This window comes from Pontibacter roseus DSM 17521, assembly GCF_000373265.1.
Lineage (GTDB): Bacteria > Bacteroidota > Bacteroidia > Cytophagales > Hymenobacteraceae > Pontibacter > Pontibacter roseus.
Genome location: NZ_KB890766.1, coordinates 424,014 through 450,532 on the forward strand (window position 1 = coordinate 424,014; position 26,519 = coordinate 450,532).

16 protein-coding genes are annotated in these 26,519 nt (G+C 49.3%); all 16 read left to right on the forward strand.

Annotated features, from left to right (window positions below; genetic code table 11):
- The first annotated feature begins 14 nt into the window (after positions 1-14).
- The 16 genes from B051_RS0116175 to B051_RS22060 all read left to right on the forward strand — a co-directional run bounded on the left by B051_RS0116175 (position 15) and on the right by B051_RS22060 (position 25,793).
- A complete protein-coding gene (locus B051_RS0116175; protein ID WP_211214346.1) occupies positions 15-1,073 on the forward strand; it encodes a hypothetical protein in 1,059 nt (352 codons plus the stop codon).
- Between the two features lie 101 nt (positions 1,074-1,174).
- The gene (locus B051_RS0116180) at positions 1,175-2,320 is read left to right on the forward strand and encodes a glycosyltransferase family protein (RefSeq protein WP_018479265.1); all 1,146 of its coding nucleotides are present in this window, start codon (positions 1,175-1,177) and stop codon (positions 2,318-2,320) included.
- The gene (locus B051_RS0116185) at positions 2,307-3,281 is read left to right on the forward strand and encodes a glycosyltransferase family 2 protein (protein ID WP_018479266.1); all 975 of its coding nucleotides are present in this window, start codon (positions 2,307-2,309) and stop codon (positions 3,279-3,281) included. The genes B051_RS0116180 and B051_RS0116185 overlap by 14 nt, the downstream gene beginning before the upstream one ends.
- Positions 3,282-3,388: 107 nt before the next feature.
- A complete protein-coding gene (locus B051_RS0116190; RefSeq protein ID WP_169336218.1) occupies positions 3,389-4,537 on the forward strand; it encodes a glycosyltransferase family 4 protein in 1,149 nt (382 codons plus the stop codon).
- Positions 4,538-4,632: 95 nt separating this feature from the next.
- The gene (locus B051_RS0116195) at positions 4,633-5,880 is read left to right on the forward strand and encodes a glycosyltransferase family 4 protein (RefSeq protein ID WP_018479268.1); all 1,248 of its coding nucleotides are present in this window, start codon (positions 4,633-4,635) and stop codon (positions 5,878-5,880) included.
- Between the two features lie 29 nt (positions 5,881-5,909).
- On the forward strand, positions 5,910-7,265 hold the full coding sequence (locus tag B051_RS0116200; protein ID WP_018479269.1) for a hypothetical protein: 1,356 nt from the start codon (positions 5,910-5,912) through the stop codon (positions 7,263-7,265).
- A 33-nt stretch (positions 7,266-7,298) separates the two neighbouring features.
- Positions 7,299-8,180 carry a glycosyltransferase family 8 protein gene (locus tag B051_RS0116205; RefSeq protein ID WP_018479270.1) on the forward strand — a complete coding sequence of 294 codons (882 nt, stop codon included), beginning with the start codon at positions 7,299-7,301 and terminating at the stop codon, positions 8,178-8,180.
- 125 nt (positions 8,181-8,305) lie between these two features.
- Positions 8,306-9,403 carry a glycosyltransferase family 4 protein gene (locus B051_RS22975; protein WP_281163509.1) on the forward strand — a complete coding sequence of 366 codons (1,098 nt, stop codon included), beginning with the start codon at positions 8,306-8,308 and terminating at the stop codon, positions 9,401-9,403.
- Between the two features lie 112 nt (positions 9,404-9,515).
- Positions 9,516-11,324 carry an asparagine synthase (glutamine-hydrolyzing) gene (gene asnB, locus B051_RS0116215; RefSeq protein WP_018479272.1) on the forward strand — a complete coding sequence of 603 codons (1,809 nt, stop codon included), beginning with the start codon at positions 9,516-9,518 and terminating at the stop codon, positions 11,322-11,324.
- Positions 11,325-11,396: 72 nt separating this feature from the next.
- A complete protein-coding gene (locus tag B051_RS0116220; RefSeq protein ID WP_245539650.1) occupies positions 11,397-12,638 on the forward strand; it encodes a glycosyltransferase in 1,242 nt (413 codons plus the stop codon).
- Between the two features lie 84 nt (positions 12,639-12,722).
- The gene (locus B051_RS21490) at positions 12,723-13,259 is read left to right on the forward strand and encodes a WcaF family extracellular polysaccharide biosynthesis acetyltransferase (protein WP_018479274.1); all 537 of its coding nucleotides are present in this window, start codon (positions 12,723-12,725) and stop codon (positions 13,257-13,259) included.
- Between the two features lie 11 nt (positions 13,260-13,270).
- Entirely contained in the window at positions 13,271-14,188 is a 918-nt protein-coding gene (locus tag B051_RS0116230) for a glycosyltransferase family 2 protein (RefSeq protein WP_018479275.1), read from the forward strand.
- Positions 14,189-14,401: 213 nt separating this feature from the next.
- Positions 14,402-15,754 (forward strand): WcaI family glycosyltransferase, encoded by a 1,353-nt coding sequence (locus B051_RS21495; protein WP_018479276.1) that lies wholly within the window; start codon positions 14,402-14,404, stop codon positions 15,752-15,754.
- A 30-nt stretch (positions 15,755-15,784) separates the two neighbouring features.
- A complete protein-coding gene (locus tag B051_RS0116240; protein ID WP_018479277.1) occupies positions 15,785-16,750 on the forward strand; it encodes a GDP-L-fucose synthase family protein in 966 nt (321 codons plus the stop codon).
- Positions 16,751-16,883: 133 nt separating this feature from the next.
- The gene (locus B051_RS0116245) at positions 16,884-17,567 is read left to right on the forward strand and encodes an outer membrane beta-barrel protein (RefSeq protein ID WP_018479278.1); all 684 of its coding nucleotides are present in this window, start codon (positions 16,884-16,886) and stop codon (positions 17,565-17,567) included.
- Between the two features lie 696 nt (positions 17,568-18,263).
- Complete coding sequence (locus B051_RS22060; RefSeq protein WP_169336219.1) at positions 18,264-25,793, forward strand: Ig-like domain-containing protein; 7,530 nt, start codon at positions 18,264-18,266, stop codon at positions 25,791-25,793.
- Positions 25,794-26,519 lie beyond the last annotated feature (726 nt).

Here is a 26,519-nt window from a genome sequence, read left to right on the forward strand (position 1 = left end):
AATTGACTATAGAAGTGAGAATCTTATTCCTTAATTCTAATATCCCAAACTACGTAACAGATGGTCTGTTCCACGGGTTCTATTCTATGCCTGATGTAACAGTTGTTGATGTTCCCAGGATGAACTACATGTATACGGATGCATCGGAGGAGGATTTGGAGAAGACAGGGAGCAAAGGAAACACCTTGTATGGGACATTGAAAGAGGATAAAAATGCACAAGGTAAAAGGACTTATTGGCAGGCTGACATAGAGCAATACGATTACGTTATCTTTAGTGACATCTTTGAGCAATGTGATTTGTTTAATTTTATATACAAATCCATCAGCCCGAACAGAAGGAAGACTCTTTGTGTGGTAGATGGTTATGACAGCGCTTCTATATTTCCCTATTTCAATTTTTTCCTGAACCTTAGGATAAGGCCTTGGGCTTTTTTGTACAGTACCCAAGGTGCTCATTATTTCAAAAGAGAATTTAGCAATACGGGGGAGCTCTATGGTGTGTCAAAAGACCGTTTTCTGATTCTTAACACCATCGTGTCGATGTTCCTGCAAAGACCTAAGAATAACTTTCATCCTATAACTATGTCTATTCCAGAGGACAGAATTGAATACTGTTCATTTCGGAACAAGACGCAAGACTTTATCAACTACAATGTTGACGCACAGTTGAATAGCCTGTTCCCAGACAGAGGTGTCGCCGAACTTGGGAAGTGGCAGCCAGCTTTCAAGAACCAGGCTGAGTATTGTGATGAAATAAGAAAGTCCAGGTTCGGTATCACGGCCAAGAGAGCAGGCTGGGATTGCCTCAGGCATTATGAGTATGCTGCATTAGGGGCCATCTTATGCTTTAAAGACTTGAAAAGCAAGAGCGTTTTATGTGCTCCTTTAGGATTGGATGAAACAAATTGCTTACCCTATACTGACAAAGATGACCTGCTAACCAAAATTAAAAGGAAATCTGTAGGTGAGTTGGAGGCAATCCAGGAAGCTCAGTACCGCTGGGTAGAAAAATATACTACTGTTAAGGTCGCTGCAGGTCTATTAGATAAGTTACTTGCCACAAAAGGATGAGATAACTATCATGGCATGAAGAGAATGTGGCATAAACAATTTGCGGGAGGATTGACTGATTACAGTTTCATTAGGAAGTATGTCGCTTTAGATGAATTATCATGAGGATAGCTTTTATCTGCGGTTCCCTTCAACCTGGAAAGGATGGTGTAGGAGATTACACGCTTCGCCTAGCTGCAGAGTTAAATCGGATGGGGCATACTGCTGTTGCAGTTGCGGTTCATGATGCACATTTAAAGGAAAAGGTATCAGGTACAGTGAACACTGAGGGCACCGTGCTGCAGGTGCTTCGTTTACCTGCAATTTGGCCATCAAGGAAGCGCCTCGGTCATGTAGAGGAGTGGCTTGATAGCTTCAATCCTGATTGGGTGAGTCTGCAGTACGTGATGTATGCTTTTGCTCCAAATGGTCTCCCTTTCCTGCTTGGGCACAATTTGAGAAAGATTACACAAGGTAAAAAGCTGCATATAATGTTCCATGAATTATGGATAGGTATAGACAAAGGGAGCTTCATAAAAACATACACCATAGCAGCTTTACAAAAGTTCATAATCAGAAGCATGCTGAGTCTCCTTAATCCAGATTTGGTACACACACACTTGCCAGCCTATAAGTCAATGCTTGAAGGTTTAGGGCAGCAGGTAAATAGCTTACCAGTGTTCTCAAACATAGGAGTAGTTCCTATAAGGACAGACTCAATTAAGGATAAAGTGTTGAAGATTGGTTTTTTCAGTCAGGTAGAGTTTCGGCAGCCTATTGTTTTATTCCTCAGTCAGTTAATGCAGCAGGCTTTGGTGCATAGTCTGGATGTAGAGGTATGGCTAATAGGGGGAACAGAGGGAAGAATGAATTCATTTAAAAAGCAAATAGAGGCCTCGCTTGAATATAAGCACAAAGTATCCTGTACGGGTTTCCTGAGTCCGGAAGAGTTGTCAGGTGTTTTGCAAAGCTGTACGCTAGGTCTTACTCCTGTTCCTCGACATGGTTTGGGGAAGAGTGGTAGCGTTGCAGCCTTTATTGCACATGGAGTACCAGTAGCAGCGCCAAATGTTCATATAGATTTCAGTTCATCTGAAATAGGTTTCTTTTCAGATGAACTTAGGTCAGCCGTGTTGCTTTGCCCTGACTACAGCAGTCTCAAAGAGGCTAGAACAAAGGCAAGGCAGGCGAAAAAGGAGATTGAACTGACTACTGTTGCGAATAAATTCTTATCTGACTTAGGGGAAGTGAAGTATGCTGGAGCCTGACATCGCCATTATCATAAACTCATTCAATCGCCTTGACCTCCTGAAGGAGTGTCTGAAGGCTTTAGCAACATGGATACCTTCAACCCAATTTAAGATGCGTTGCGTGGCTGTGGTGTATGATGCAGGTTCAACAGATGGAAGTTTGCAATGGCTTATAAAGGAAGCCCCCAAGCTGGGAATTGCTTTGAAGGTGATAACACCGAAACCTGAAGAAGACACCTCTTTTGCAGCCGGTTTGAATGCTGGAGTGGCTTACGCTCATGCTCGTTATCCATCTCTGAAGTACCTGCTCTTTTATGAAACAGATAATCAGATATTAAGTTCTTATCCGCTGCTCCAAGCCATCGAACAAATTGAGAATCGCAGCAGGCTTGCTGCTTGCGGGTTCACGGTTCGTTTGCATAACGGTAATCCAGCCGGAGTTGGTCAGTCTTTTCCAAGCCTACTGAACTTCATATTGGGAAATAAAATCGTAAACCGATTTCAACTCGAGAGAATTCCTTATGTATGGCAGGAGGAGATAGGAGGAGCTGCTTTTAGTCGGGTTGACGTGGTGTATACAAGCCCCTTATTGGTAAGGCTAGATGCATGGCTAGAGTCGGGGGGGCTCGATGCAACAATGTTCCCTTTCTCTGATTGTGATGTTGACTGGGCTCGTCGCCTGTGGCAACTAAGTTGGAAAATGGGAGTGATTCGTACGAATGATGTAGTCCATGATAACCAGGCAACTCTTTCGAACTGGTCTAATACGAGGATGATTCAGAGCCACCGAGGGCGCCTGAGGTACTTTAAGCGTCACCACCCGAAAAGTGTCTTCTTAGCCTGGCCAGTACTGCTCACGGTGCGGCACTTGTTTGAGTTACTAAGCGTCCAAATCCTAATCAGAAATCCGATACAACGTTTCCGACTTACAAAACAGGTGTCTAGCCTATTACGCACCTCTATCAGAAACTACGAGTGATGTAAGTGTTACAGTCAGTGTGGATTAAAAAGGCCTACAAGTTCAAGTATGATGTCATTAAGGCATCCTGATTTACCGGAGTAGAAGAATAAATGAAGGACAGCAGTATGAGAGTGCTCTTATATTCACATTTTTTTTATCCCTCTATTGGAGGCCTCGAGAATGTGTCACTGACACTTGCTCGGCTACTCGTTTCTAGTTATGTAGACTGTAAAGTAGTTACCACAACAGCTGCGGATGGCCCAGACAATCTAGGAGTCGAAGTGATAAGGAACCCTGGGAAAAAGCATCAGATAGATTTAGTTAGATGGGCTGACATTATACTTTTTAATGGAGCAAGCTTGGCCTTACAACCATGGATATTGCTCTTTAAGAAGCCTTTCATTTGGGTACATACGGGATACCAAGTATCATGTGTTGATGGATGTGGTTGGGTAGATGGGGAAAGAGCTCCGTTGACGCCTGCTTCTTCGGTTATTTACCATGTGAGAAAAAACGGTTGGAAGGCAGGGGGCCAAGGAGGATTCAAGTTATTCTTAAAAAGGATTTTTGCTAAATATTTAGTCTCCAGGAATGTAGCTATTACTAAGTGGATGTACAATACACAGCCATTGCCTAGGCAGGTACATATCTACAACCCTTTTCCTTTGAACAGCTTTCTGGGTTTAGGAGACACTGCCATAATGTATGATTTTATTTTTGTGGGCAGGCTTGTCAGCGAGAAAGGAGTAGCGACTCTGTTACGGGCTTTTTCAATAGTATTACAAGATGTAAACCGCCCTATTAGCCTGTTGATAATAGGAGATGGGAACTGGAGAACTAAAATGGAGGCCTGCGCCGAGAACCTTCAAATTGCGCAACACGTGACATTTGTCGGAAGAAAAGCAGGGGATGAGCTGGTGCATTATGTTTCCAAAGGCAGGATAGCCATTGTACCGTCTGAGTGGTATGAGCCCATGGGGGGCGTAGCTCTTGAGTTGATGGCTGCGGGCAAAAACCTGATTGTATCTGAGCTAGGGGGATTGAAAGAGTGTGTGGGCGATGCAGGGCTAACTTTCCCAAATGGCAATGCTGAGGCACTAGCAAAGCGCATGTATACCCTATTGACAGATGCATCAGCCCGAAGCAGTCAGTTGAGAGTAGGGAGGGAAAGGGTTAAGGAGTTTCTGCCCTCTATTTTCGTAGCTCAATACATAGACCTGCTGCAAAAAGTGATTGCTGAGAAGACAGGCAAAATAGAAGTAGCACAAGTTTAACCTAAATGAATAGCGTATTTCGGCAAAATAAATCAAACTAATGAGAGGTTTAAGCTCCTCACAGCAAGAACACACTACATAAATCAAAATAAGGTATGGCGTTAATCTTTTCACATCCAACCGGCAATGCCAATGTTCGGGCTGTCGCTTCAGGCTTGCTGAAGGAGAGGATGCTGTACGAGTTTTGTACTTCTATCGCGACTTTTCCCGGAGACTTGATAAATCAGCTAAGCGCAATCAAACCCTTCAGTGAAATCGGTCGCCGCAGTTTCGAGGCAAGTTTGAAGCCATACACCCGCATGGCACCCTGGAGGGAACTGGGGAGGCTGGCTGCAACCAAAAGTGGACTCCATAGGCTTATTGCGCATGAAACAGGTCTGTTTTGTATAGATGCGGTTTATTCCGCTCTGGATAAAGCAGTTGCAGATAAATTGAGGAATACCAATGGGCAAGAGGTTAAAGCTATTTATGCCTATGAGGATGGGGCAGAGTTTTCTTTTACGGAGGCTAAAAAGCATCTTATCAAGTGTTTTTATGATTTACCCACTGGCTATTGGCGCGCTGCAAAAAGACTATTGGAGGCTGAGAGAGAGCTTCGGCCGGAATGGGCATCCACAATGACAGGCTTTAGTGACTCGCTAAAAAAGCTCAACCGGAAAGACAATGAACTTCAGTTAGCAGACTGCATTTTTGTTGCGAGTAATTTTGTGGCAGAGACTCTTAAGGAATATCCTGGCCACTTAGCTCCGATAGAAGTGATTCCATACGGTTTTCCTTCTGTTGCTGAAAATAGAACGTATCGCAAACTTTCGGGTAGACAGCCTCTTAAAGTCTTGTTTGTGGGAAAGCTAACCCAGCAAAAAGGAGTAGCAGTTCTCTTTGATGCAGCCGAAAAACTCAAAAAATTCATTCAATTGACAGTAGTTGGACATAAGGCTGTTGACAATTGTCCGGCATTAAATGCTGCCTTATCAAAGCATACCTGGATTCCATCACTGCCACATCATCGGATTCTGGAACTTATGCGGGAGCATGATTTACTTATATTCCCCTCTCTTTTTGATGGATTTGGATTGGTCGTCACAGAGGCTATGTCCCAGGGTACCCCGGTAATAACGACACATCGCACAGCTGGTCCCGATTTGATTGAACATGAGAAAAATGGCTGGTTGGTGCAGGCTGGCTCTACGGAAGCCCTCATACAAGCGATGGTAGGTTGCATTGAACGTCCTGATTCCATTGCTGAGGTTGGTTACCAAGCCATGGAAACAGCCATAAAAAGGCCTTGGGTCATGTATCAGATTGAGTTGGCAGCAGCAATCAGAAGACATTTGCTTGTGTGAAACTAACCTTTAGAAATTTTTCCAAAGAAATGAATCAAGTAGCAAGCCATTTAGAAAGATTAAGACCTGGTGCCGCATCAAACTTAATAGAGTTTGCTGGGTACGACAGGGATGTTTCTGCTAAACAGCTCAAGCTACTCAAACATGGAATTTGGTCCTACTTCCTGCTACTGATTTTTGAAGGAGCATTAAGAAAATGGGTTTTACCTGAGTTGTCTACCCCCTTACTGATTGTCCGCGATCCATTGGCGCTTTGGCTGGTGCTGAGTGCATGGCACAGAGGCCTGCTACCAGCAAATGTGTATCTGAGCAGCATAGTGGTTATTGGCATTATCGGTTTTTACACGGCAGGCTTCTTTGGGCACGGGAACATCTTTGTGGCGCTATTCGGAGCCAGAATTTACCTCATACACATCCCTTTGATTTTCGTAATTGGGCGCCTTTTTGATAAAGATGATGTAGAGAAGCTCGGAGTGGCAGTACTTTATCTGACTATCCCCATGTCGGTGCTGATAGCAATGCAGTTTTACAGCCCACAGTCAGCATGGGTTAACCTTGGGGTCGGTGGTGATGCGGGGGGAGCCGGCTTTGGAGGAGCAATGGGTTACTTTAGGCCACCCGCCACTTTCTCTTTTACAAATGGCACCTCCTTATATTTTAGTTTTGCGGCCTGCTTTGTCTTCTATTTCTGGATTAACCCCAACAACGTGTCCCGCCTGCTGCTCATAGGTGCCACAGCAGCTTTGCTCGTGTCAATCCCCTTATCCATCAGTCGGGGCTTGATGTTCCAGGTTGCTGCTACGCTCTTCTTCACTCTGATTGCTATTTCAAAAAAATCAGAGCACCTGCTGCGAATGGTTATGGCTTGCGTTGTTGGGGCTTTTGCCGTGGTGTTATTGTCGAATTTAAGCTTTTTCAATACAGCGACAGAAGCTTTTACAGCCAGGTATGTCGATGCGAATAAAATGGAAGGCGGATTAGAAGGCGTATTAATGGATAGATTTTTAGGAGGTATGATAAGTGCCTTGACCACTTCCTCAGAGTTGCCATTTTGGGGATTTGGAATAGGTATGGGAACCAATGTGGGCAGTATGTTGCTGACTGGCAAAACGGAGTTTTTAATTGCGGAAGGAGAATGGGGAAGAATCATTGGGGAGCAGGGTCCATTGCTTGGAATTACAGTGATATTGCTAAGGTTAGCATTGATTCTAAAAATTGGATTAGCCTGTTACGAGAAGTTGAACGAGGGTAACATCTTGCCTTGGGTGCTACTAAGTTTCGGCTTGTTCAATATTATGCAGGGCCAGTGGGCCCAGCCAACATCTTTAGGCTTTAGCGTCCTGATTGGAGGACTTATGATTGCATCTATGAGAAAAGGCTCCTAGAGGAGATTGTTTTATAAAAATTCCATACTCCCTATGAACATAGCATTCTGCATCAACTGTTTGGGTATGTTAGGCCTGGGAGGAACCCTGTCATCTCCGATTCGGAATTGCTCCAACCAGAGCCAGTTAAAAATGTGGTTCCTATGCGCCGATATGGGTGATGGTGAAAAGAGTCAAATAGCGCTTCTCCTGCGTGCTGAAGGGTATACGGGGGAGCATACATTCATCGACTTTAACCAGAAACATCATTTTGGCTCTTTCCCATCCTTACACGGTGACTGGACCGCCTATGGGCGCTTGTTGCTAGGAGACTTGGTTCCTGAAGACCAGATACTATACCTGGATTCAGATTTGCTGGTCGAAGTTGATGTCTTAGAAATCGCGAATTTTGACTTCACGGGGCATGTGTTGGCAGCAGTTGGAGGAGGAACATTCGAGTATTCCCTGGGGCAGGATTTCTATATCAACACAATAGGAATACCGCCAACTGCAGCGTATTTCAATTCCGGTGTTTTGCTGTTAAACTTAGCTGTCTGGAGGCAGCAAGGTACAAGGGATTTGTGTTTTGATTTGGCGAAACAATATTTGACTGTCCTCCCCTCACACGATGAATCATTGCTGAACATGGTTTGTGCTGGCAACTTTGCAAAACTGCCAGCTTCTTTTAATTGCCAATGGGAAGCTGCTCATCCCAAGCCTCGAGTAGCAGAAAAAATGATTTTACATTTTATAGGTTCTCCAAAGCCATGGGATCCGTTCGGCTCTTACCTGCATAACGGGTATAGGCTTTGGCATCAGTATGCTGAAAGGAACTGGTCGGGGCTTTTTGATAAACTTACTCGTGCACAACTTATCCGGATGTGGCATATCCGGCGCTCGTATGCACGCTGTGTCCTGCAAAAGATGAAAAGTTAATACAGGTTTCTCCTGCCCAGCTGATATACAGCCCTCCAATTATATGATGATTTTGACTTATGCGCATCGTCTTCTTCTCTCATCCAGATTTTCTCGGTTCACAAAGCATGCCCCGATTTACCCGGATGCTGGCGAAGGGAATAGAGAAACGTGGGCATCAGGTTGAAATCTGGGCGCCAAAACCCATGCTACACCGCATCCCATTACCTCCATACCTAAGAAAGTGGTTAGGGTATATAGACCAGTTCCTGCTCTTCCCCGCAAAAGTACGCAGTCGATTAATGCGATGCGCTGATGATGCACTGTTTGTTTTTACGGACAACGGCTTGGGCCCGTGGGTCCCTTTGGTTGCCAATAGACGCCACGCTATACATTGTCACGACTTTTTGGCTCAGTTATCCGCCTTAGGAGAGGTAGCCGAAATCCGTGTAGGTTGGACCGGTCGGCTTTACCAGGCTTACATCCGTCGGGGTTATGCAAAAGGTAAAAACTTTATTTCTGTTTCCTCTAGGACGCGCGAGGAACTACACAGGCTTTTGAAAACATCACCTAGAATTTCTGAGGTAGTCTACAATGGGCTGAATGGGAATTTCTGTGTCCAGAACCCTGGTCTGGCCAGAGCCAGGCTAGGAGAGGCTACAGGTCTGGACTTAACGCAGGGGTATATACTGCACGTCGGTGGGAACGAGTGGTATAAGAACCGCAGAGGAGTTATCGAGATTTACAACGCCTGGCGTGATGGCAGTCATCTCCGGCTGCCGCTTCTTCTAGTTGGTCATAAGCCTTCAGCAGACTTATCAGTGCTTCACACTCAGTCTCCACATAAAGATGATATCCACTGGCTTAGCGGTATTGATGATGATACACTCCGGCTTGCATATGCTGGCGCTGCGGTATTGTTGTTTCCTTCGCTTGCCGAGGGGTTCGGATGGCCAATCGCCGAAGCCATGGCGTGTGGCTGTCCTGTGATTACGACAGATGAGGCCCCTATGACTGAGGTGGCGGGAGAGGCAGGCTTCCTAATCCCTCGGCGCCCCGAAAGCCAGCAGGCAATTTCAGTCTGGAGTTTGGAGGCAGCCAAGGTTGTAGACCAAATACTTTCTTTACCTGCTGAGGAACGTGAAAAGATAATCCTGCTTGGGCTGGTGAACGCCCAGAGATTTAGTACAGAGCAGCATTTGAATCAAGTAGAAAAGATATACCAGCGTATAGTCACACCTTAATAGCATATTTACTACCCTTCACCCAAATATTTCTTAAAATTATTTAATAAAGTAAACCTTAATTTATATTTTAGGTAAATAAGATATAATAATAATAATTTAAAATTAAACTATGTGTGGTATAGTCGGAGCGTTCGTTAAGAATGGAATCGAGCCTACAGTCTCGAAACTCCACTTAATCCGTCACAGAGGTCCTGATGGGGAGGGTGAGTGGGTGAACGAAAAGCGACAGGTATACCTGGGCCATACCAGGCTTGCTATTCTAGAGCCAACCCCAGCAGGTCAGCAGCCCATGCAAGACTCGAGCAAACGCTATACCATCACGTTCAACGGCGAAATTTATAACCACTTAGAGTTACGAGCTCTTTTACCCGACATCAGTTGGAGAGGAATGTCCGATACGGAAACACTGGTAGAGTTACTTGCCAGCAAAGGCTTGGAGGCATTGCCGCTGCTAAAGGGGATGTTTGCTTTCGCGATGTACGACAGCCAAGAAGATGACCTGTTGCTGGTCCGGGACAGGTTAGGAATCAAACCTTTGTGGTTTAAAAGAGAGGAGAACGAGTTCTGGTTTGCCTCTGAAGCAAGCCCCTTGCTTGAGCCGGATGCTACACTCCTGACCACAATGGCCTTGAGTGAGTACATCAGCTATGGACGCTTGCCGAGCAGCGGGGAAATATTGGAGGGTGTTCATGCGCTTCCGCCTGCAAGCTGGTTAAAGGTCAGTGGCGATGGCAAAGTGCAGCAGGGGAAATGGTGGCCGGGACACAAATTCGCTCACAGGCCATTGCACAGCCGGGATGCAGCAATCAGCAGAGTGAATGAACTGGTCACGAAAGCCATACAGGAGCACCTGATTTCAGATTTAGGAGTAGGGACATTTCTAAGTGGCGGAATGGACTCCAGCATCATTGCCCTGGTGGCCGGAAAGGAACTGGGAAAAAATCTTAGAACCTTTACAGTCGGCTTTCCGCAGAGCACGCACGACGAGCGACACATCGCCCGAAGAGTAGCAGAATCAGCCGGCACAGACCATTCTGAAATTGAGGTGGATGAGTCAGCTTGCCTCGATTGGATTGTGGAGGCTGTCGCAAATTTTGACTTACCATCGGTGGATGCCATAAACACATACATTGTTTCCAAAGCAGTGCGAAAAGCTGGCCTGAAGGTAGCCTTGTCTGGCTTGGGTGGCGATGAGTTGTTCGGTGGCTACCCTAGTTTTCGGGATGTACCGATGCTGCGCCACCTGAATGCATTGCCCGCAGGTTTGCGCGCTCAGTTGCTCTCTGTCTTACCTCAACCTGTCCGGGAAAAGTTAGAAGGCTTGGATGCGTATAGCGTCCTCAACCTGGCCGTGAACAGGCGCCGTTTTGCTTCCATAGAGAGTTTGGTTTCATCAGGTATGGAAGACGGCACGCCTTGTATACCTTGCCCTCCCGATGGTTTGGACACCATGGGCTTGGTGTCCTGGGCTGAACTACAGTGTTATACCATCCCGATGCTACTCCGTGACAGCGACCAGATGAGCATGGCCGTAGGCCTGGAGATTCGGGTGCCGTTCCTGGACCACAGCCTGGTGGAGGAGGTGCTCAGCATGCCGCAGAAATATAAAAGAGGAAAAACTATAAAGCCCTTACTGGTAGATGCTTTCAAAAATCAGTTGCCAGCAGAGGTATACAACAGGCCTAAGCAAGGCTTTGCCCTGCCCATGGATGTGTGGATGCGTGGCCCCCTGAAGGAGTTCACAAAGGAAGGCATAGCTGCAGCCTCTGATTTTATCCGGGTACCGACACCATCTGAGCACTTGCGGAATTTTGGCAAGGGGCTAGTGCATTGGACGCGAGTCTGGCAGTGGTGCGTATTGGGCCACTGGCTAGCAGCCAGAAAGCAGAAAGAGGGTGCTTGCCTGATTGAAGCTTAACTGCACCAACAGATTGATAAACCTGATATAACATACCAATACCACATGAATATCCTCCGAGTCATAGCCAGTATGGATCCTGTTCAGGGCGGCCCCTGCCAGGGAATACGCAATGCTATACCTGAAATGGAAAAACTGGGAGTCAGAAATGAGGTGGTCTGCCTAGACAGTCCCAGCGCCCCTTTCCTTGCAGAAGAGAGTCTGCAGATACATGCGCTTGGCCCAGGTAGAAGGCCGTGGTGTTACAGTGGCAAGCTTATGCCTTGGCTTCTGGAAAATCTGCCCCGTTTTGATGCTGTTGTGGTGCATGGGCTTTGGCTCTACCATGGGTATGCGGTCTTACAAGCCATTAAGCGCCTGAAGAAACGAGAGGGAACAAGCAGTGGTGGAAAGGTGAAGGTACCTAGCCTCTATGTGATGCCACATGGCATGCTGGACCCCTACTTCCAACGTGCCAGCGGAAGGAGGCTGAAGGCAGTCAGAAACTGGTTTTATTGGAAGTTGGTAGAAAGCCAGGTAGTGAATCAGGCGGATGGTGTGCTGTTCACCTGTGAATCGGAGCTCCAGCTGGCAAGAGAGCCATTCAGGCCTTACCAACCGAAGCAGGAAATTAATGTGGGGTACGGCATTGCTGCCCCACCTCTATGCCGCCAATCCATGCAGGAAGCTTTTGCCCTGTCTTGTCCAAAACTGAAAGGAAAACCATACTTGCTTTTCTTGAGCAGAATTCATGAGAAAAAAGGTGTTGAATTACTGGTTAAGGCATATTCCCTTGCACTAAGCAAAAGACAGAAGTCAGGCCCAGTTCCGGCAGTTGCGGGTGGAGAGGAGGTAATGGAGCCAGTGGGAGCAGAAACCGATTTACCAAAATTAGTTATCGCCGGACCAGGGCTGGAAACTCCCTATGGTCAATCGTTACAAAATCTGGTCAAGGAGTCCCCTAACTTACAAGACGCTGTCTTCTTTCCAGGCATGCTGACAGGCGAGGCGAAGTGGGGAGCCTTTTATGGGTGTGACGCTTTTGTGCTCCCGAGCCATCAGGAAAATTTTGGCATTGCCGTAGTAGAAGCCCTCAGCTGCGGTAAACCAGTCTTAATTTCGAACCAGGTGAACATCTGGCGGGAAATTGAAAACGGAGGAGGCGGTATAGTGGAAGAGGATACAGTAGCAGGTACGCTGCACATGCTGGAAGTATGGCAAGCCTTATCCGACTCCGCTAGAAGCAGGATGGGCTTACAGGCCAGAGATACATTTGAATCATGCTTTGCTATGGAGCCAGCTGCGCAAAGGTTTTTGAACGCTGTAGAGACGTGATTGCTCGTGCCATTTAACGTGGGTTCAACATTTCAATAAGATTCTATGCACAACCAGGATACATATACAGGCGCTTCTTTTTCCATGCGTAATCGCTTGAGCAGAGCTGTCTGGGGAGTGGTTGTGCTTTTATTCTTCCGGTATTCACCAAAGCCCTTACATGCTTGGAGGTCGTTTCTCCTGAGAATCTTCGGAGCAAAAGTAGGGCAGGGGGTGCACGTGTATCCCAAAGTCAAAATATGGGCCCCCTGGAATCTGGAACTCGCGGATGAATGTGGGGTTGGGAATGGTGCCAACCTGTACTCCATGGACAAGATCACGATTGGCCGGCGGGCAGTTATTTCGCAGGGGGCTCACCTGGTTGCTGGAACACATGATTATACCAAGCCGGGCTTTCCTTTAGTCACAAGACCTATACACATCGGTGACCATGCCTGGATTGCAGCTGAAGCGTTCGTTCACCCGGGCACAAACATCGGCGAGGGAAGCGTGGTGGCCGCCAGGTCAGTGGTTACCCGAGACATGCCCACCTGGATGGTGTGCGGCGGACATCCCTGTAAACCCATCAAGGAAAGGGTGCTGGAAGGGTATACCCCACAGGTTCTGTCAGTGAGGCAATAAGCTATAGCCGTATGATTTCAGTCATAATCCTTACCAAAAATGAAGAGCGCGACTTACCCGCCTGCCTCACATCACTCAGGTGGTGTGACGATGTGCATGTGCTCGATTCAGGAAGTATGGATGGGACTTGCGAGATTGCCCGGAGCTATGGCGCAAAGCTGTTCCAGCATCCATTCCAAAGCTTTGGACAGCAGCGGAATTTTGCTTTGGATTATCTAGCTATACAGCATGAATGGGTGCTGTTTCTGGATGCAGATGAAGTGACGACGGAGCAGTTTCAGGCATCCATCGTTTCAGCGGTGAAAACTGCCGGTGACGACGTGGCAGGTTTCTACTGCTGCTGGAAGATGATGCTGGAAGAAACTTGGCTTAAACACTGCGACAACTTTCCCAAATGGCAGTTCCGGCTACTGAGAAAAGGCAGAGCCAGGTTTGTAGACTTTGGCCACGGGCAGAAGGAGGGGGAGGTGCAAGGTAGCATCGGTTACATTAAGGAGCCATACCTGCACTACAGTTTCTCCAAGGGGTGGGCACAGTGGGTTGAGCGCCATAACAGGTACTCCTGTCAGGAGGCATTCGCCCGGCTCCACGCACCGCCACCCTGGCGCAATATGTTCTCCAGGCATGGAAGTGTCCGGAATCCTGCCCTGAAGTCCTGGCTGAGCAGGGTGCCCGGCTGGCCACTCCTGCGGTTTATGCAGGCTTACGTATTCAGCCTTGGCTTTCTGGAGGGGGTGCCAGGCTTAATATACTGTATCAATATGAGCTATCACGAATTCCTGATCCAAATCAAGATGCGGGAAATCAGGAGGGGCGAACGCAGCAGTACTGACAGCCAAAGAGCCATTGAGGAGGAGGCCCTGTCAGCGCAGAGCGAACCATACTACAAGGAACATATTCGTTTAGAGCCTGAGCCGTCTCAAACGTGATTATAACCGAATGACCTAAAGCCATGATGCCATAAACCAGTAGAAAAACCAACCAAAGCCGCCCCAGACCTAGCTTATCCAGCTTACTCAGCAGCCCTTCTTTCTTGCTATCCATCTACCCGCCTGTCTGTATTAGCCCCAGCTCAGGAATAACTACTTGTATGCCTTCTCTATACCCAAAGAGGTTTTATTACATTTTTAAGAGTACGAATCATGAAGAAGAGAGTGTTACTCATCGGATATAACTTTTCTCCTGAACCAACAGGTATAGGACGATACAGTGGAGAGCAGATGCAATGGCTGGCCCGCAACGGGTATGACTGCACAGTAATTGCCTCTTACCCCTACTATCCTTTCTGGGAGGTGCAGGAGCCTTATTCCAAAAGCAGGCTGTGGTATAAAACTGAGGTAGAGCTTTTCGAATCAGGGGGGAAGGTGACTGTGCATCGCTGCCCTATGTACATCCCGAAAAACCCAACGGGCATGAAGCGGGTGCTACTCGATTTGACTTTCTTCCTTACAGCTTTTTTCCGACTGCTATACCTGTTGCCGGGCAAGAGGTATGACTTTACCATTGCCATACTGCCTTCTATAAGCCTCGGGCTCCTGGGGTTCTTCTACAAGGCCATCAGGGGCACAACGCTTATTTGCCACGTGCACGACTTGCAGATAGAGGCGGCCCGGGATTTGAATATGATAAAATCCAAAACAGCCATCAATCTTCTTTTCAAACTGGAGAAATTCATGTTTGACAGGTGCGACAAGATAACCTGCGTAGGGGCAGGTATGGCACGAAAGGTGAAGGAAAAGGCGCTAAAGGACATTTCTCTGTTCTTTAATACGACAGACCTGGAGCAGTTTTTCCCACTCCACAACCGGGAGGAGTTGAAAAGGCAGTTCGGTTTTGAGCCACACGAAAGGGTAATATTGTACTCAGGTGCTATCGGCGAAAAACAAGGAGTCGAAACGATTCTGCACGCAGCTGAAGAGCTCAAACAGCACCACGACCTGAGATTCGTAATCTGCGGCTCAGGCCCTTACAAAGAGAAACTGCAAGCATTGGCAAAGGAAATGAAGCTTCAGAATGTGACTTTCATGCCCTTGCAGCCAATGGAGCAGTTTAACCAGTTCCTTAACATGGCCGACGTTCATCTGATTGTTCAGAAAGCAAATGCCGGTGACCTGGTTATGCCATCCAAACTCAACACGGTTCTGGCTATAGGTGGGCTCGCGCTGGTGACTACCAACGAAGGCTCCGGCATGCACACGCTCATACGAAAACACAACATGGGGCTGGTGGTGGAAGCTGAGAACCAGCAGGCGCTGAACCAGGGTATACTTAAGGCCTTGACCGAGGATACTCAAGCACTTACGCACAACGCCCGGCGATATGCCGAGTCACACCTTGCCATAGAAAGCATCATGAGAGGCTTCGAGAAATCATGTCTGTCCATAGAGCCTGTCGAACAGCCCGCATCGCAACCATCCTCCGCTAGCAGGTTAAGAAGACAAGCTCAAACACAGGCTTTCAAACGAGCGAGAAATCACCCGAGCATAACCGATTAAAACTAAACTATCCATATAAGCAGCATTCTAATGGAAAAAACTGACAAAGTTTATGTAGCCGGCCATAGAGGAATGGTCGGCTCAGCCATCATAAGAAGATTGGAGTCTTTGGGTTATTCCAATATCCTGGTGCGTACCTCACAGGAGTTGGACCTAAGGAATCAGGAGCAAGTGAACCGTTTTTTTGCTGAAGAACAGCCTGATTATGTTTTTCTGGCGGCGGCAAAAGTAGGAGGCATCATTGCCAACAGTACCTACCAGGCGGAGTTCATTTACGACAACATGATGATTCAGAATAATGTCATCCATGCTGCTTATGAACAAAACGTAAAGAAACTGATGTTTCTAGGCTCTTCCTGCATCTATCCCAAGTTTTGCCCGCAGCCCATGAAGGAAGAATACCTACTTACCGGTTCCATTGAACCTACCAATGAACCCTATGCTATTGCCAAAATCTCCGGCATCAAATTATGTGATTACTATAGGGCTCAGTATGGCTGCAACTTCATCTCCGTGATGCCCACAAACATCTATGGGCCGAATGACAACTACGACCTGCAGAATTCACACGTCCTGCCTGCCTTGCTGAGAAAATTCATCACAGCCCGCAACAAAAGAGAGCCTTCAGTCTGGATATGGGGAAGCGGTACGCCCAGGCGGGAGTTCCTTCACGCCGATGATTTGTCGGATGCGCTTCTATACCTGATGAAGTCCTACAACGAGGCGGGAGTCATCAACATCGGGGTTGGGAAAGACATAAGCATACTTGAACTGGCAAAGCTAGTTCAGAAAGCGGTTGGGTATGATGGTGAAATTATCGTGGACCCATCCAAACCTGACGGAGCGCCCCGCAAATTACTGGATGTGTCCCGACTGCATTCGATGGGATGGAGACCGAGTACCACTCTGGAAGAAGGTATAAGCCGCTCATATGAAGAAGCGAATGAAAAGGAGTGGGCGCGGGAAGTCGGTAAACACAATGTTGTGACCGGTTAGTGCACCCATAACTTCTGCTCAACCATGTAGGGGCGGGCGTAAATGGGAGAACGTCTCCTCTTCGTGCAGTAGGGGACACCTGCTGTCTTTGCCATTCTGATGAACTGTGATTATAGGCTATCTTTCTTTTTATATGCATCTGCCCCTTCTTTTCCTGCTCTTGTTCGCTCTACCCAGCCTGGCTAATGCGAGGAATAGACATATTGCTCAACTGTCGGACGGACCGGCAATAGATAGCACACTGCTGTCAAATAGAACACAGGAGGCAACCGCTCAGAAAAAGGTTCGCCTGGGTGCAAAGGCGGGCATTGGCCTGTCAAACATGAATTTCAACAAAGGCTATCCGAAGCCTGCCACTCCAGTGGAGGGCTTCTGGGGTGTAGGTGCAGCAGGAGGCGCGGTGATTGAAATCATGGTTTACAAAAGGCTGTACTTGCAGCAGGAGTACTTGTATGCGCACTTACAAGGAGAAGCAAAAGCCGAGGGACTCGGGTATACCCTTGGCTATCTCTCCCTGCCTGTGCTGCTCAAATACCAGGTGATGCCCAAAATCGCGGTTCTAGCTGGCCCACAGTTCGATTTGTTGTTACACGCTCAGCAGGATTTTGAGGGCAGTTCGCTGGACATCATGCACGAAACCGAAGCAAGGAACATTGGGGCTGCAGCAGGTATTGAGTACAGTCCCACGAGTATACTTTCAATTGATGCTAGGGTCATGCATGGTATCAATCACATTGGCATTAAGTATGGCAACAGCGCCCAGGAATTCAAATTAGAGTCAGTACAGGTGTCAGTTGTGCTCAGGCCTTTCAAATAAATCAGGTACAGTGCTAACTGGTAATCACAACACATTGAGTACGTTTCTACTTCGGACAACCAAAAGCTTCTACACGCTGCACTTTTGGCTTTATATTACCTTATTAATATTTTAGCCTTTAACATAGTTGAAATTATACCTTTACCAGTCAGCACATCATTTTCGTCAAAAACTTGAACTTGCATCTATCTAATATAAATTTACATTCGTAATTAATTAGAGTAAATATTTGCTTGCAAAAGTAAAATAAATATCAGATTTATAATATTTGTAAATACTGCTTTACTTCCGCATCTATCATAATCTCCTTTAGTATCACGCAAGCTAATTGTGCTTTACTGTTTTAAGTGCAATTGTATCGATTAGTGCTGTAGTACCACTTGCCTGGTTATTTTGATTGTTACCACCAGGCCGCTTGACGCATGTTGCCATACCTGATATTCCTACGCTAGCGACTTAGCTTTTCTAGGCTTTTCACCTAACACATCGCTTAAATTTTAACAAAACATTATGCGCATGAAATCTACCGCAATTGTTTCTAGGAAGCAGCTCCTCTTACACCTGATTGCCATTTTTACCGTTTTTGTCGCTTCTGCACAATTAAGGGTGCATCAAGCTTTACCTGAGAGCTTTCTGGAATTAGTGTCTAGGATGAGCCCAGCACAGCCCAGCTCATCAGCTGTTGCTTCCAGCTACATGAAGGAGACAGAAAGCAGTCCGGCATACCTTCTAGCCACCAACAAAAATACGGTGGAGCTGAAAAGGGGAGGTGCCATTCAAGAGATTGGCCAACGAGAAAATGCATCAGTGGATGTATCCGTTCAGCCACAGGCTGCTGTTGCCGAATCCGGAAAGTCTATCCTGCTGGTAAGTTCATCAGGTAACAAATTCAGCCAGTATCCCTCTGAGATTCTGACCGCAGAGGGTTTGAATGGCTTCACCACCGCTGACATTGGCGCCGTCACAGCAGACATGCTCAGCAGCTATGATGTGGTAATCCTCGGACATATTACGCTTACCAGCGCACAGGTGACCATGTTCAGCGACTGGACCAACGCAGGCGGCACACTGATAGCTTTCAGGCCCGACGCCAAACTTGCGCCGCTCTTAGGCCTGACTCCTGGAAGCGGTAGCTTGGCAAACAAGTACCTTCTCGTACACACCGCTACCGGGCCCGGTAAAGGAATCGTCAGCCAGACCATGCAGTACCAGGGCGAAGCTGATTTATATGCAGTCAACGGCGCCACAAAATTAGCTACGCTTTATTCTTCAGCCAACTCAGCCACTACCTACCCGGCAGTTACGTCAAACAGCGTAGGCAATCTGGGAGGCACAGCCGTTGCCTTCACTTTCGATTTGGCCAAATCAATCATCTATACCCGCCAAGGGAACCCGGAGTGGGCAGGACAGAAAAGGGACGGGCAGGCTGGCCCTATACGCTCCGATGACCAATACTACCCTGACTGGGTGGATTTAAGCAAGGTAGCCATCCCGCAGGCCGATGAGCAGCAGCGCTTATTGGCGAACATCATCACGCTTCATTCCCGTAAGCCTATGCCCCGTCTGTGGTACCTGCCCAGGGGGCTTAAGGCGGCCGTGGTGATGACGGGAGATGACCATGGCAACGGTGGCACGAAAGCCCGCTTCAACCAATACCTGCAGATGAGCGACGACAACAGCGCCGCGGCGGTGGCAGACTGGAGAGCGATTAGGGGAACTTCGTACATCTACCCTGGCACACCACTCACAAACTCAGAGGCAGTGGCGTTTGAGCAGCAGGGCTTTGAAGTGGCACTGCACCTCAACACCAACTGCTCCAACTACACCCCAACCTCCCTGGAGCAGAACCTGACCAGCCAACTGGCTGAATTCAAGTCACAATACTCTGGAGTTGCCGCACCCACTACCAACCGTACACACTGTATAGCCTGGAGCGACTGGCACACGCAGCCCAAAGTGATAAGACCAAAGGGTATACGCCTAGACGCCAATTACTATTACTGGCCCAGCCCCTGGGTGCAGGACAGACCTGGTATGTTCACAGGTTCCGGTATACCCATGCGCTTCGCTGATTTGGATGGCGGCATCATCGACGTGTACCAACTGGCCACGCAGATGACAGACGAGTCAGACCAGTCATTCCCCTACACGATAGACCAGTTGCTTAACAAAGCCTTAGGAAAAGAAGGGTATTACGGGGTGTTCTGCGCGAACATGCATACGGATGCCAACACTTCCGATGGGTCTGATGCCATCATCGCCTCTGCCAAGTCCCGCAACGTGCCGGTTATTTCTTCCAAGCAGCTGCTCACCTGGCTCGATGGCCGAAACGGTTCCTCTTTCAGCTCCATGGCTTGGAATGGAGGTGAGCTAAGCTTCACAGCAAGTGTGGCAAGCGGGGCACGAAACCTGCAAGGGATGCTGCCTGTCACAGAGGCAACAGGACGCTTGTTAAGCCTTACAGTAAACGGGGCTCCAGTCACTTTCAGAATGGAGACCATCAAGGGTATAGAATATGCTTTTTTCCCTTGTACCTCGGGAAATTATGTGGCAGTCTATGATATAGATGCTACTCCTAACCAGGCGCCTGTCGTGAATATCACGTCACCTGCCAGCAATGAAGCTTTCACATCACCTGCCTCCATTACCATCACAGCCAACGCATTGGACAACGACGGCTCCGTAAGCAAAGTAGATTTCTACCAGGGTGGTGCTTTGCTAGGAGTGGATACGAACGGCAGCGACGGGTGGAGCTATACTTGGACTGAAGTTAAGGCGGGGGCGTATGAGCTTACCGCAGTAGCCACTGACGATGGAGGCGCCACTACTACTTCTGCAGCTATTACTGTTTCCGTCACAGCCGTATGCCCCTGTACCGTGTTTCAACCAAATGACGCTCCAACAGGCAACCTGAATAACGACAATAGCGCCCTGCAACTGGGCATGAAGTTCCGCTCCTCGGTCAACGGGTTTGTGACGGGGGTTCGCTTCTACAAGCAGAGCGGCAACACGGGCACCCACACGGGTCAGCTCTACAGCAGCTCGGGGGCGCTGCTGGCCTCGGTGGTGTTCCAGGACGAGACGGCCTCGGGCTGGCAGCAGGCGGCCTTCTCCAGTCCGGTGGCCGTCACGGCGGGCACCACCTACGTCATCTCCTACCATAGCAGCGCAGGAACTTACTCTGCCACTTCTAACGGATTTGGACAGGCTATTCTGAATGAGCCCTTAAGTGGGCTCCAGAATGGAACAGATGGACCGAATGGCGTATTCCGCTATACCTCTTCCCCCGCATTTCCAAATGAAAGCTTTGGAGCTGCCAACTACTGGGTAGATGCGGTGTTCAATACCACCGCTGCGCCGGGCAACCAAACCCCCACCGTAGCGCTGACCTCACCTGCTGCTGGTGCCACCTTTACAGCACCGGCTACGGTGACCATTGCTGCCACAGCCGCAGATTCCGATGGAACTGTGGCGAAGGTGGAGTTCTTCAATGGGACAGCCAAACTAGGGGAGGACCTGACCAGCCCGTATTCCTTCACTTGGAGTGGGGTAGCAGCAGGTGCGTACCAAATTACTGCCAAAGCCACCGATAATTCAGGCCTGTCTTCTACTTCAGAAGCGGTTGCTATCTCTGTCTCAGGAACGGCCAACGCAGCGCCTACCGTAGCCATCACTTCGCCGGCTAACAACGCTACGTTTGATGCCGCATCAAATATAACCATCACGGCAGATGCGCTGGACTCAGACGGTACTGTGAGCAAAGTGGAATTCTTCCAAGGTAACGTACCGCTGGGCGTAGACACAGACAACAGTGACGGCTGGAGCTATACCTGGGATGCTGCTACAGGAGGAAGCTACCAGCTTACCGCACGTGCAACAGACAATGGAGGAGCCACGACAACCTCTGAGCCAATCAGCATAAGCGTGACTGCGGTCTGCCCATGTACAGTTTTCAAACCTGCTGATGCACCCACTAACACACTGTTTGATGACAGTCAAGGTCTGCAGCTAGGCATGAAGTTCCGCTCCTCGGTCAACGGTTTTGTGACGGGAGTTCGGTTCTACAAGCAGAGCGGCAACGCGGGCACCCACACGGGTCAGCTCTACAGCGTCTCGGGGGCGCTGCTGGCCTCGGTGGTGTTCCAGGACGAGACGGCAACGGGCTGGCAGCAGGCGGCCTTCTCCAGTCCGGTGGCCGTCACGGCGGGTACTACCTACGTCATCTCCTACCATAGCAGCGCAGGAACTTACTCTGCCACAAACGAGTTTTTCACCCTTGCCCTTAATGCCAGTCCACTCAGCGCACTAGCCAATGGTGAGGACGGGCCTAATGGAGTGTACGCCTATGGCAACACCCCAACGTTCCCAACGGATAATAACAGCCGGGCGGCAAATTATTGGGTAGATGTGGTATTTGACTCCAAAACACCGTCTTCCAACCAGGCACCTACTGTAGCGCTTATATCGCCCGCCAACGGAGCCACTTTCACAGCGCCAGCCTCCATTACGCTTCTCGCTGATGCATCGGACTCAGACGGCACCGTAAGCAAAGTGGAATTCTTCCAAGGTGACATACCGCTGGGAGAGGATTCGGACGGCAGTGATGGTTGGAGCTATACCTGGAGCAACGTGACCGTGGGGGCCTATGCCCTGACTGCAAAGGCTACTGACAACAAAGGAGCCGCGGCCTCTGCCGCAGCAGTGAACATCACAGTCAACGAGCCAGCCAATACTCCGCCTGTCGTAAGCCTGACAGCACCGGCAGATGGGGCCACCTATACGGCTCCGGCCGTTATCTCCCTGACAGCGACTGCTTCAGACAGCGACGGCACTGTGAGTAAGGTAGAGTTTTACGAGGGCGACACCAAAATCGGCGAGAGTACGGACAGTCCCTATACCTATACCTGGAGTGGTATGTCTGTTGGTTCCTATGCATTGACCGCGAGAGCCACCGACAGCAAAGGCGCCGTCACTATTTCTAACGTGGCGAATATAGTGGTGAATGCCCCTGCGAATAAGCCGCCGGTAGTTGCCATCAGTTCACCTACGGCAGGCGCCTCGTTTACAGCTCCGGCATCTATTAGCATCACGGCAACTGCCTCCGATGAGGATGGTAGTATTTCCAAAGTGGAGTTCTATAATGGGGAGTCGAAGATTGGTGAAGATACAAACGAGAGCGGCGGCTGGAGCTTTACCTGGGCAGCCGTACCTGTTGGCTCCTACTCCCTGACAGCGAAAGCCACCGATGACAAAGGAGCTGTAACGGTCTCCAATGTAGCAAACATTACCGTGAATGCACCAGCCAACCAGGCACCGACAGTCGCCATAAGCAGTCCGGTTGCCAATGCCACTTTCACAGCGCCCGCAACCATTGCCATCACGGCCACGGCGTCTGATTCGGATGGAAGCGTTGCCAAGGTGGAGTTCTACAACGGCGCCACGAAACTGGGTGAGGATGCCACAAGCCCATACAGCTATACCTGGACTGATGTGCCATTGGGCAGTTATCAGTTGGTAGCTAAGGCGACGGATGACAAAGGGGGCGAGGCGTTCTCTGCTCCAGTGGCCATTACCGTCAATCCTCCAGCCAACCAGGTGCCGGTCATTGCCATCACCTCGCCTGTCGATGGCGCTTCTTTCATAGCCCCTGCCGCTATTAGCATCAGCGCGAATGCCTCCGATACGGACGGTACAATCAGTAAAGTAGAGTTCTTCAACGGGGCTACCAAACTAGGTGAAGACACTAATGGCCTCGACGGATGGGGACATAACTGGGGCGCTGTGCCGGTAGGCACCTACCAACTTACGGCAAAAGCCACAGACAACGCCGGAGCCGTGGCAACCTCAACTACCGTGGGCGTAACAGTGACAGCGCCTGCCAACAAGGAACCTGTGGTGACACTTACATCTCCGGCTGATAATGCCACTTTCACCGCACCTGCCAGCATCACTATCGCTGCAACGGCCTCTGACCCAGATGGTACCATAGCCAAAGTGGAGTTCTTCAATGGCACCACCAAACTAAACGTGGATAACGCAAGCCCATACTCCTTCACATGGACTAATGTGGCTGCGGGTACTTATCAAATCGCGGCTATGGCCACAGACAACAGCGGAGCGGTGAGCACGACGGCTCCAGTAACTGTTGTGGTCAATGCGCCAGCCAACCAGGCACCTATAGTCCTGAACCCGGTGCCTGACCAGATTGCCACGATAGGAACTGCCTTCAGCTTCACCTTTGCCGCCAACACGTTCTCTGACCCGGACAGCGACCCGTTGACCTACACAGCTAGTCTAGCAGGTGGAGGTCAGTTGCCAGCCTGGCTGAGTTTCAATGGAACCACACGCACGTTCAGTGGCACTCCCCCTACAGGTAGTCCAGCATCGCTGAGCATTGCGTTAGCAGCCAATGATGGAAAGGGAGGTAACGCCACTGACAACTTCAATATCACAATCAACCCGCCTGTTGTTCCATCCGCGCAGCAGATAACTGGCTTCGTGCTGGTGAGCGCGGCCACCGAGCAGGACCTGCAGCCCCTGGCGGACGGGGCCACCATCAGCCTCTCGGCGCTGCCGACCTCCAAGCTCAACATCCGGGCCAACACCTCGCCGGGAGAGGTGGGCAGCGTGCTCTTCGAATTGAGCGGGGCCATGAGCAAGACCTACGCCGACAACCTACCCCCCTACGCCCTGCACGGCGACAACGGCTCGGGCAACTACTACTTCGGCAACTGGAGCCCGCCGGCCACCGGCACCTACACCCTCAAGGCCACACCCTACTCGCTGGCCAAGGGCAGGGGAACGGCTGGCACGCCCATGACCATCTCCTTCACGATTGTGCAGGAGGGCACAACTCCGACACCGACTCAGTATACCCTGAACGTGAATACCTCCGGCAACGGCACAGTAGTCAAAAGCCCGAACCAAACATCTTACACCAGCGGCAGCACCGTCTCATTGACAGCCTCGCCGGCAGCAGGATACCAGTTCGTGGGTTGGTCGGGTGACGCCTCTGGCACGGCAAACCCATTGTCAGTGACCATGACAGCCAATAAGTCCATAACGGCTACGTTTCAGGCTATCCCAGCCAGTGGCTATACCTTAACAGTCAATACGGTAGGCAGTGGTACGGTTATCAAGAATCCGAATCAAGCCACTTACGCCAGCGGCAGTTCCGTCACACTTTCGGCCACGCCAGCCAGTGGATTCCGTTTCGTGGGCTGGCGTGGCGACGCCAGCGGCACGCAAAACCCCTTGACGGTGATGATGACCGGTAACAAATCTGTGACCGCTACCTTCGAGGCCATCACAACGACCGGCTATACCTTGACTGTTTCGACAGTTGGCAGCGGCACGGTGGCCAAGAGCCCTGACCAGAGCACCTACGCGGCTGGCAGTACCGTCAGCCTGACGGCCTCTCCGGCGGCGGGCTATCAGTTCGCCGGCTGGAGCGGCGCGGCCAGCGGCACGGCCAACTCCACTACCGTCACCATGGATGGCAACAAGGCCGTGACGGCCACCTTCACGGCCGTCTCCACAGGGGGGGCACAGGTGACGGGCTTCGTGCTGGTGAGCGCGACCACCGAGCAGGACCTGCAGCCCCTGGCGGACGGGGCCACCATCAACCTCTCGGCGCTGGGCAGCCCCAAGCTCAACATCCGGGCCACCACCTCACCGGCCACGGTGGGCAGCGTCAAGTTCGAGCTGAGCGGGGCCATGAGCAAGACCTACAGCGACAACGCCCCTCCCTACGCCCTGCACGGCGACAACGGCTCGGGCAACTACTACTTCGGCAACTGGAGCCCGCCGGCCACCGGCACCTACACCCTCAAGGCCACACCCTACTCGCTGGCCAAGGGCAGGGGAACGGCTGGCACCCCCATGACCATCTCCTTCACCATCACTTCTAATAGTCTTTCCAGGAGCAATGGTAACACCCTCCACAAAAGCTCTCCTGGAATGCCACAAGCCGATCTTAGGGTATACCCTAACCCATTCTCAGATAGAGCCAACCTAAGTTTCTCCCTCCCTGAAGCGGGCGGATACTCCGTTTCTCTATATGACGCGAGAGGTTTTGTAGTTAGAAATCTGGCGCAAGGCAATGCAACGACAGGGGAAAACATTTCACTTGATGTAGACGGAGCCAATCTACCCAAAGGGATTTACCTTGTCAGGTTACAAACAGCGACTGCTACCCAGACAGTAAAACTCATATTGAACAGGTAGCGCTTCCACCCAAATTCCATATGCGTATGGAACGTGAGAAGAATTGTCCAGAGGCGATCCCAAAATAGAAGAGCTGCAGCAAGTGCTGCAGCTCTTCTATTTTGGGATCGCCTCATATTCGGTAAATGGAATTAGCCCATGTCCATGATTAGTCAATCTGAAGTGATTTAGCCTAGCTATTCTCAAATTAAGATGCCATTTATTAAATCAACATAAGTAGCATCTGTCCCTTGATGTTGGACAACTGGAACATGCTATTCGCCCCGAATTGCTAGAACTTGTTTGAGTATTCGTTTGAAAAATAAATGTGTTATGTCGCCTTCAAATATAAAGCGGATGATTTTTCATATTGATTTATATAAATCCAGCCCTTATATATAACTAACCTACTCCATATTCAAATTGATTCATCTATAAGCATAAAACCACGGTGCAGATTAGTATATGGTGGATGAACTAAAGGTATAAAATATATACCCTGATAGAACTACAGAAGCATAGTAATATAGATTAAAGCCTAAAACAGAACTAGCGTTCGTGTAGGGTTTATAATGAGTTTTATCCGATTTATAATTTAAATCATTATAAATTTTAAAAAATATTATTAAGAGTGTTTAAATGAATCTACTGTTTATTATATACGTAAATGCATATAAGCGCTTTCTCCTTGCAATTGGCTTAATATTATTTTTCATGGTGTGAGCTATCACTTACATTCATTAGACA

Excerpts from the sequence above, each read along its gene's own strand:
- B051_RS0116180 (WP_018479265.1), top strand. The coding sequence starts at position 1,175 with ATGAGGATAGCTTTTATCTGCGGTTCCCTTCAACCTGGAAAGGATGGT.
- B051_RS0116185 (WP_018479266.1), top strand. The coding sequence starts at position 2,307 with ATGCTGGAGCCTGACATCGCCATTATCATAAACTCATTCAATCGCCTT.
- B051_RS0116190 (WP_169336218.1), top strand. The coding sequence starts at position 3,389 with ATGAGAGTGCTCTTATATTCACATTTTTTTTATCCCTCTATTGGAGGC.
- B051_RS0116195 (WP_018479268.1), top strand. The coding sequence starts at position 4,633 with ATGGCGTTAATCTTTTCACATCCAACCGGCAATGCCAATGTTCGGGCT.
- B051_RS0116200 (WP_018479269.1), top strand. The coding sequence starts at position 5,910 with ATGAATCAAGTAGCAAGCCATTTAGAAAGATTAAGACCTGGTGCCGCA.
- B051_RS0116205 (WP_018479270.1), top strand. The coding sequence starts at position 7,299 with ATGAACATAGCATTCTGCATCAACTGTTTGGGTATGTTAGGCCTGGGA.
- B051_RS22975 (WP_281163509.1), top strand. The coding sequence starts at position 8,306 with ATGCTGGCGAAGGGAATAGAGAAACGTGGGCATCAGGTTGAAATCTGG.
- asnB (WP_018479272.1), top strand. The coding sequence starts at position 9,516 with ATGTGTGGTATAGTCGGAGCGTTCGTTAAGAATGGAATCGAGCCTACA.
- B051_RS0116220 (WP_245539650.1), top strand. The coding sequence starts at position 11,397 with ATGGATCCTGTTCAGGGCGGCCCCTGCCAGGGAATACGCAATGCTATA.
- B051_RS21490 (WP_018479274.1), top strand. The coding sequence starts at position 12,723 with ATGCGTAATCGCTTGAGCAGAGCTGTCTGGGGAGTGGTTGTGCTTTTA.
- B051_RS0116230 (WP_018479275.1), top strand. The coding sequence starts at position 13,271 with ATGATTTCAGTCATAATCCTTACCAAAAATGAAGAGCGCGACTTACCC.
- B051_RS21495 (WP_018479276.1), top strand. The coding sequence starts at position 14,402 with ATGAAGAAGAGAGTGTTACTCATCGGATATAACTTTTCTCCTGAACCA.
- B051_RS0116240 (WP_018479277.1), top strand. The coding sequence starts at position 15,785 with ATGGAAAAAACTGACAAAGTTTATGTAGCCGGCCATAGAGGAATGGTC.
- B051_RS0116245 (WP_018479278.1), top strand. The coding sequence starts at position 16,884 with ATGCATCTGCCCCTTCTTTTCCTGCTCTTGTTCGCTCTACCCAGCCTG.
- B051_RS22060 (WP_169336219.1), top strand. The coding sequence starts at position 18,264 with ATGAAGGAGACAGAAAGCAGTCCGGCATACCTTCTAGCCACCAACAAA.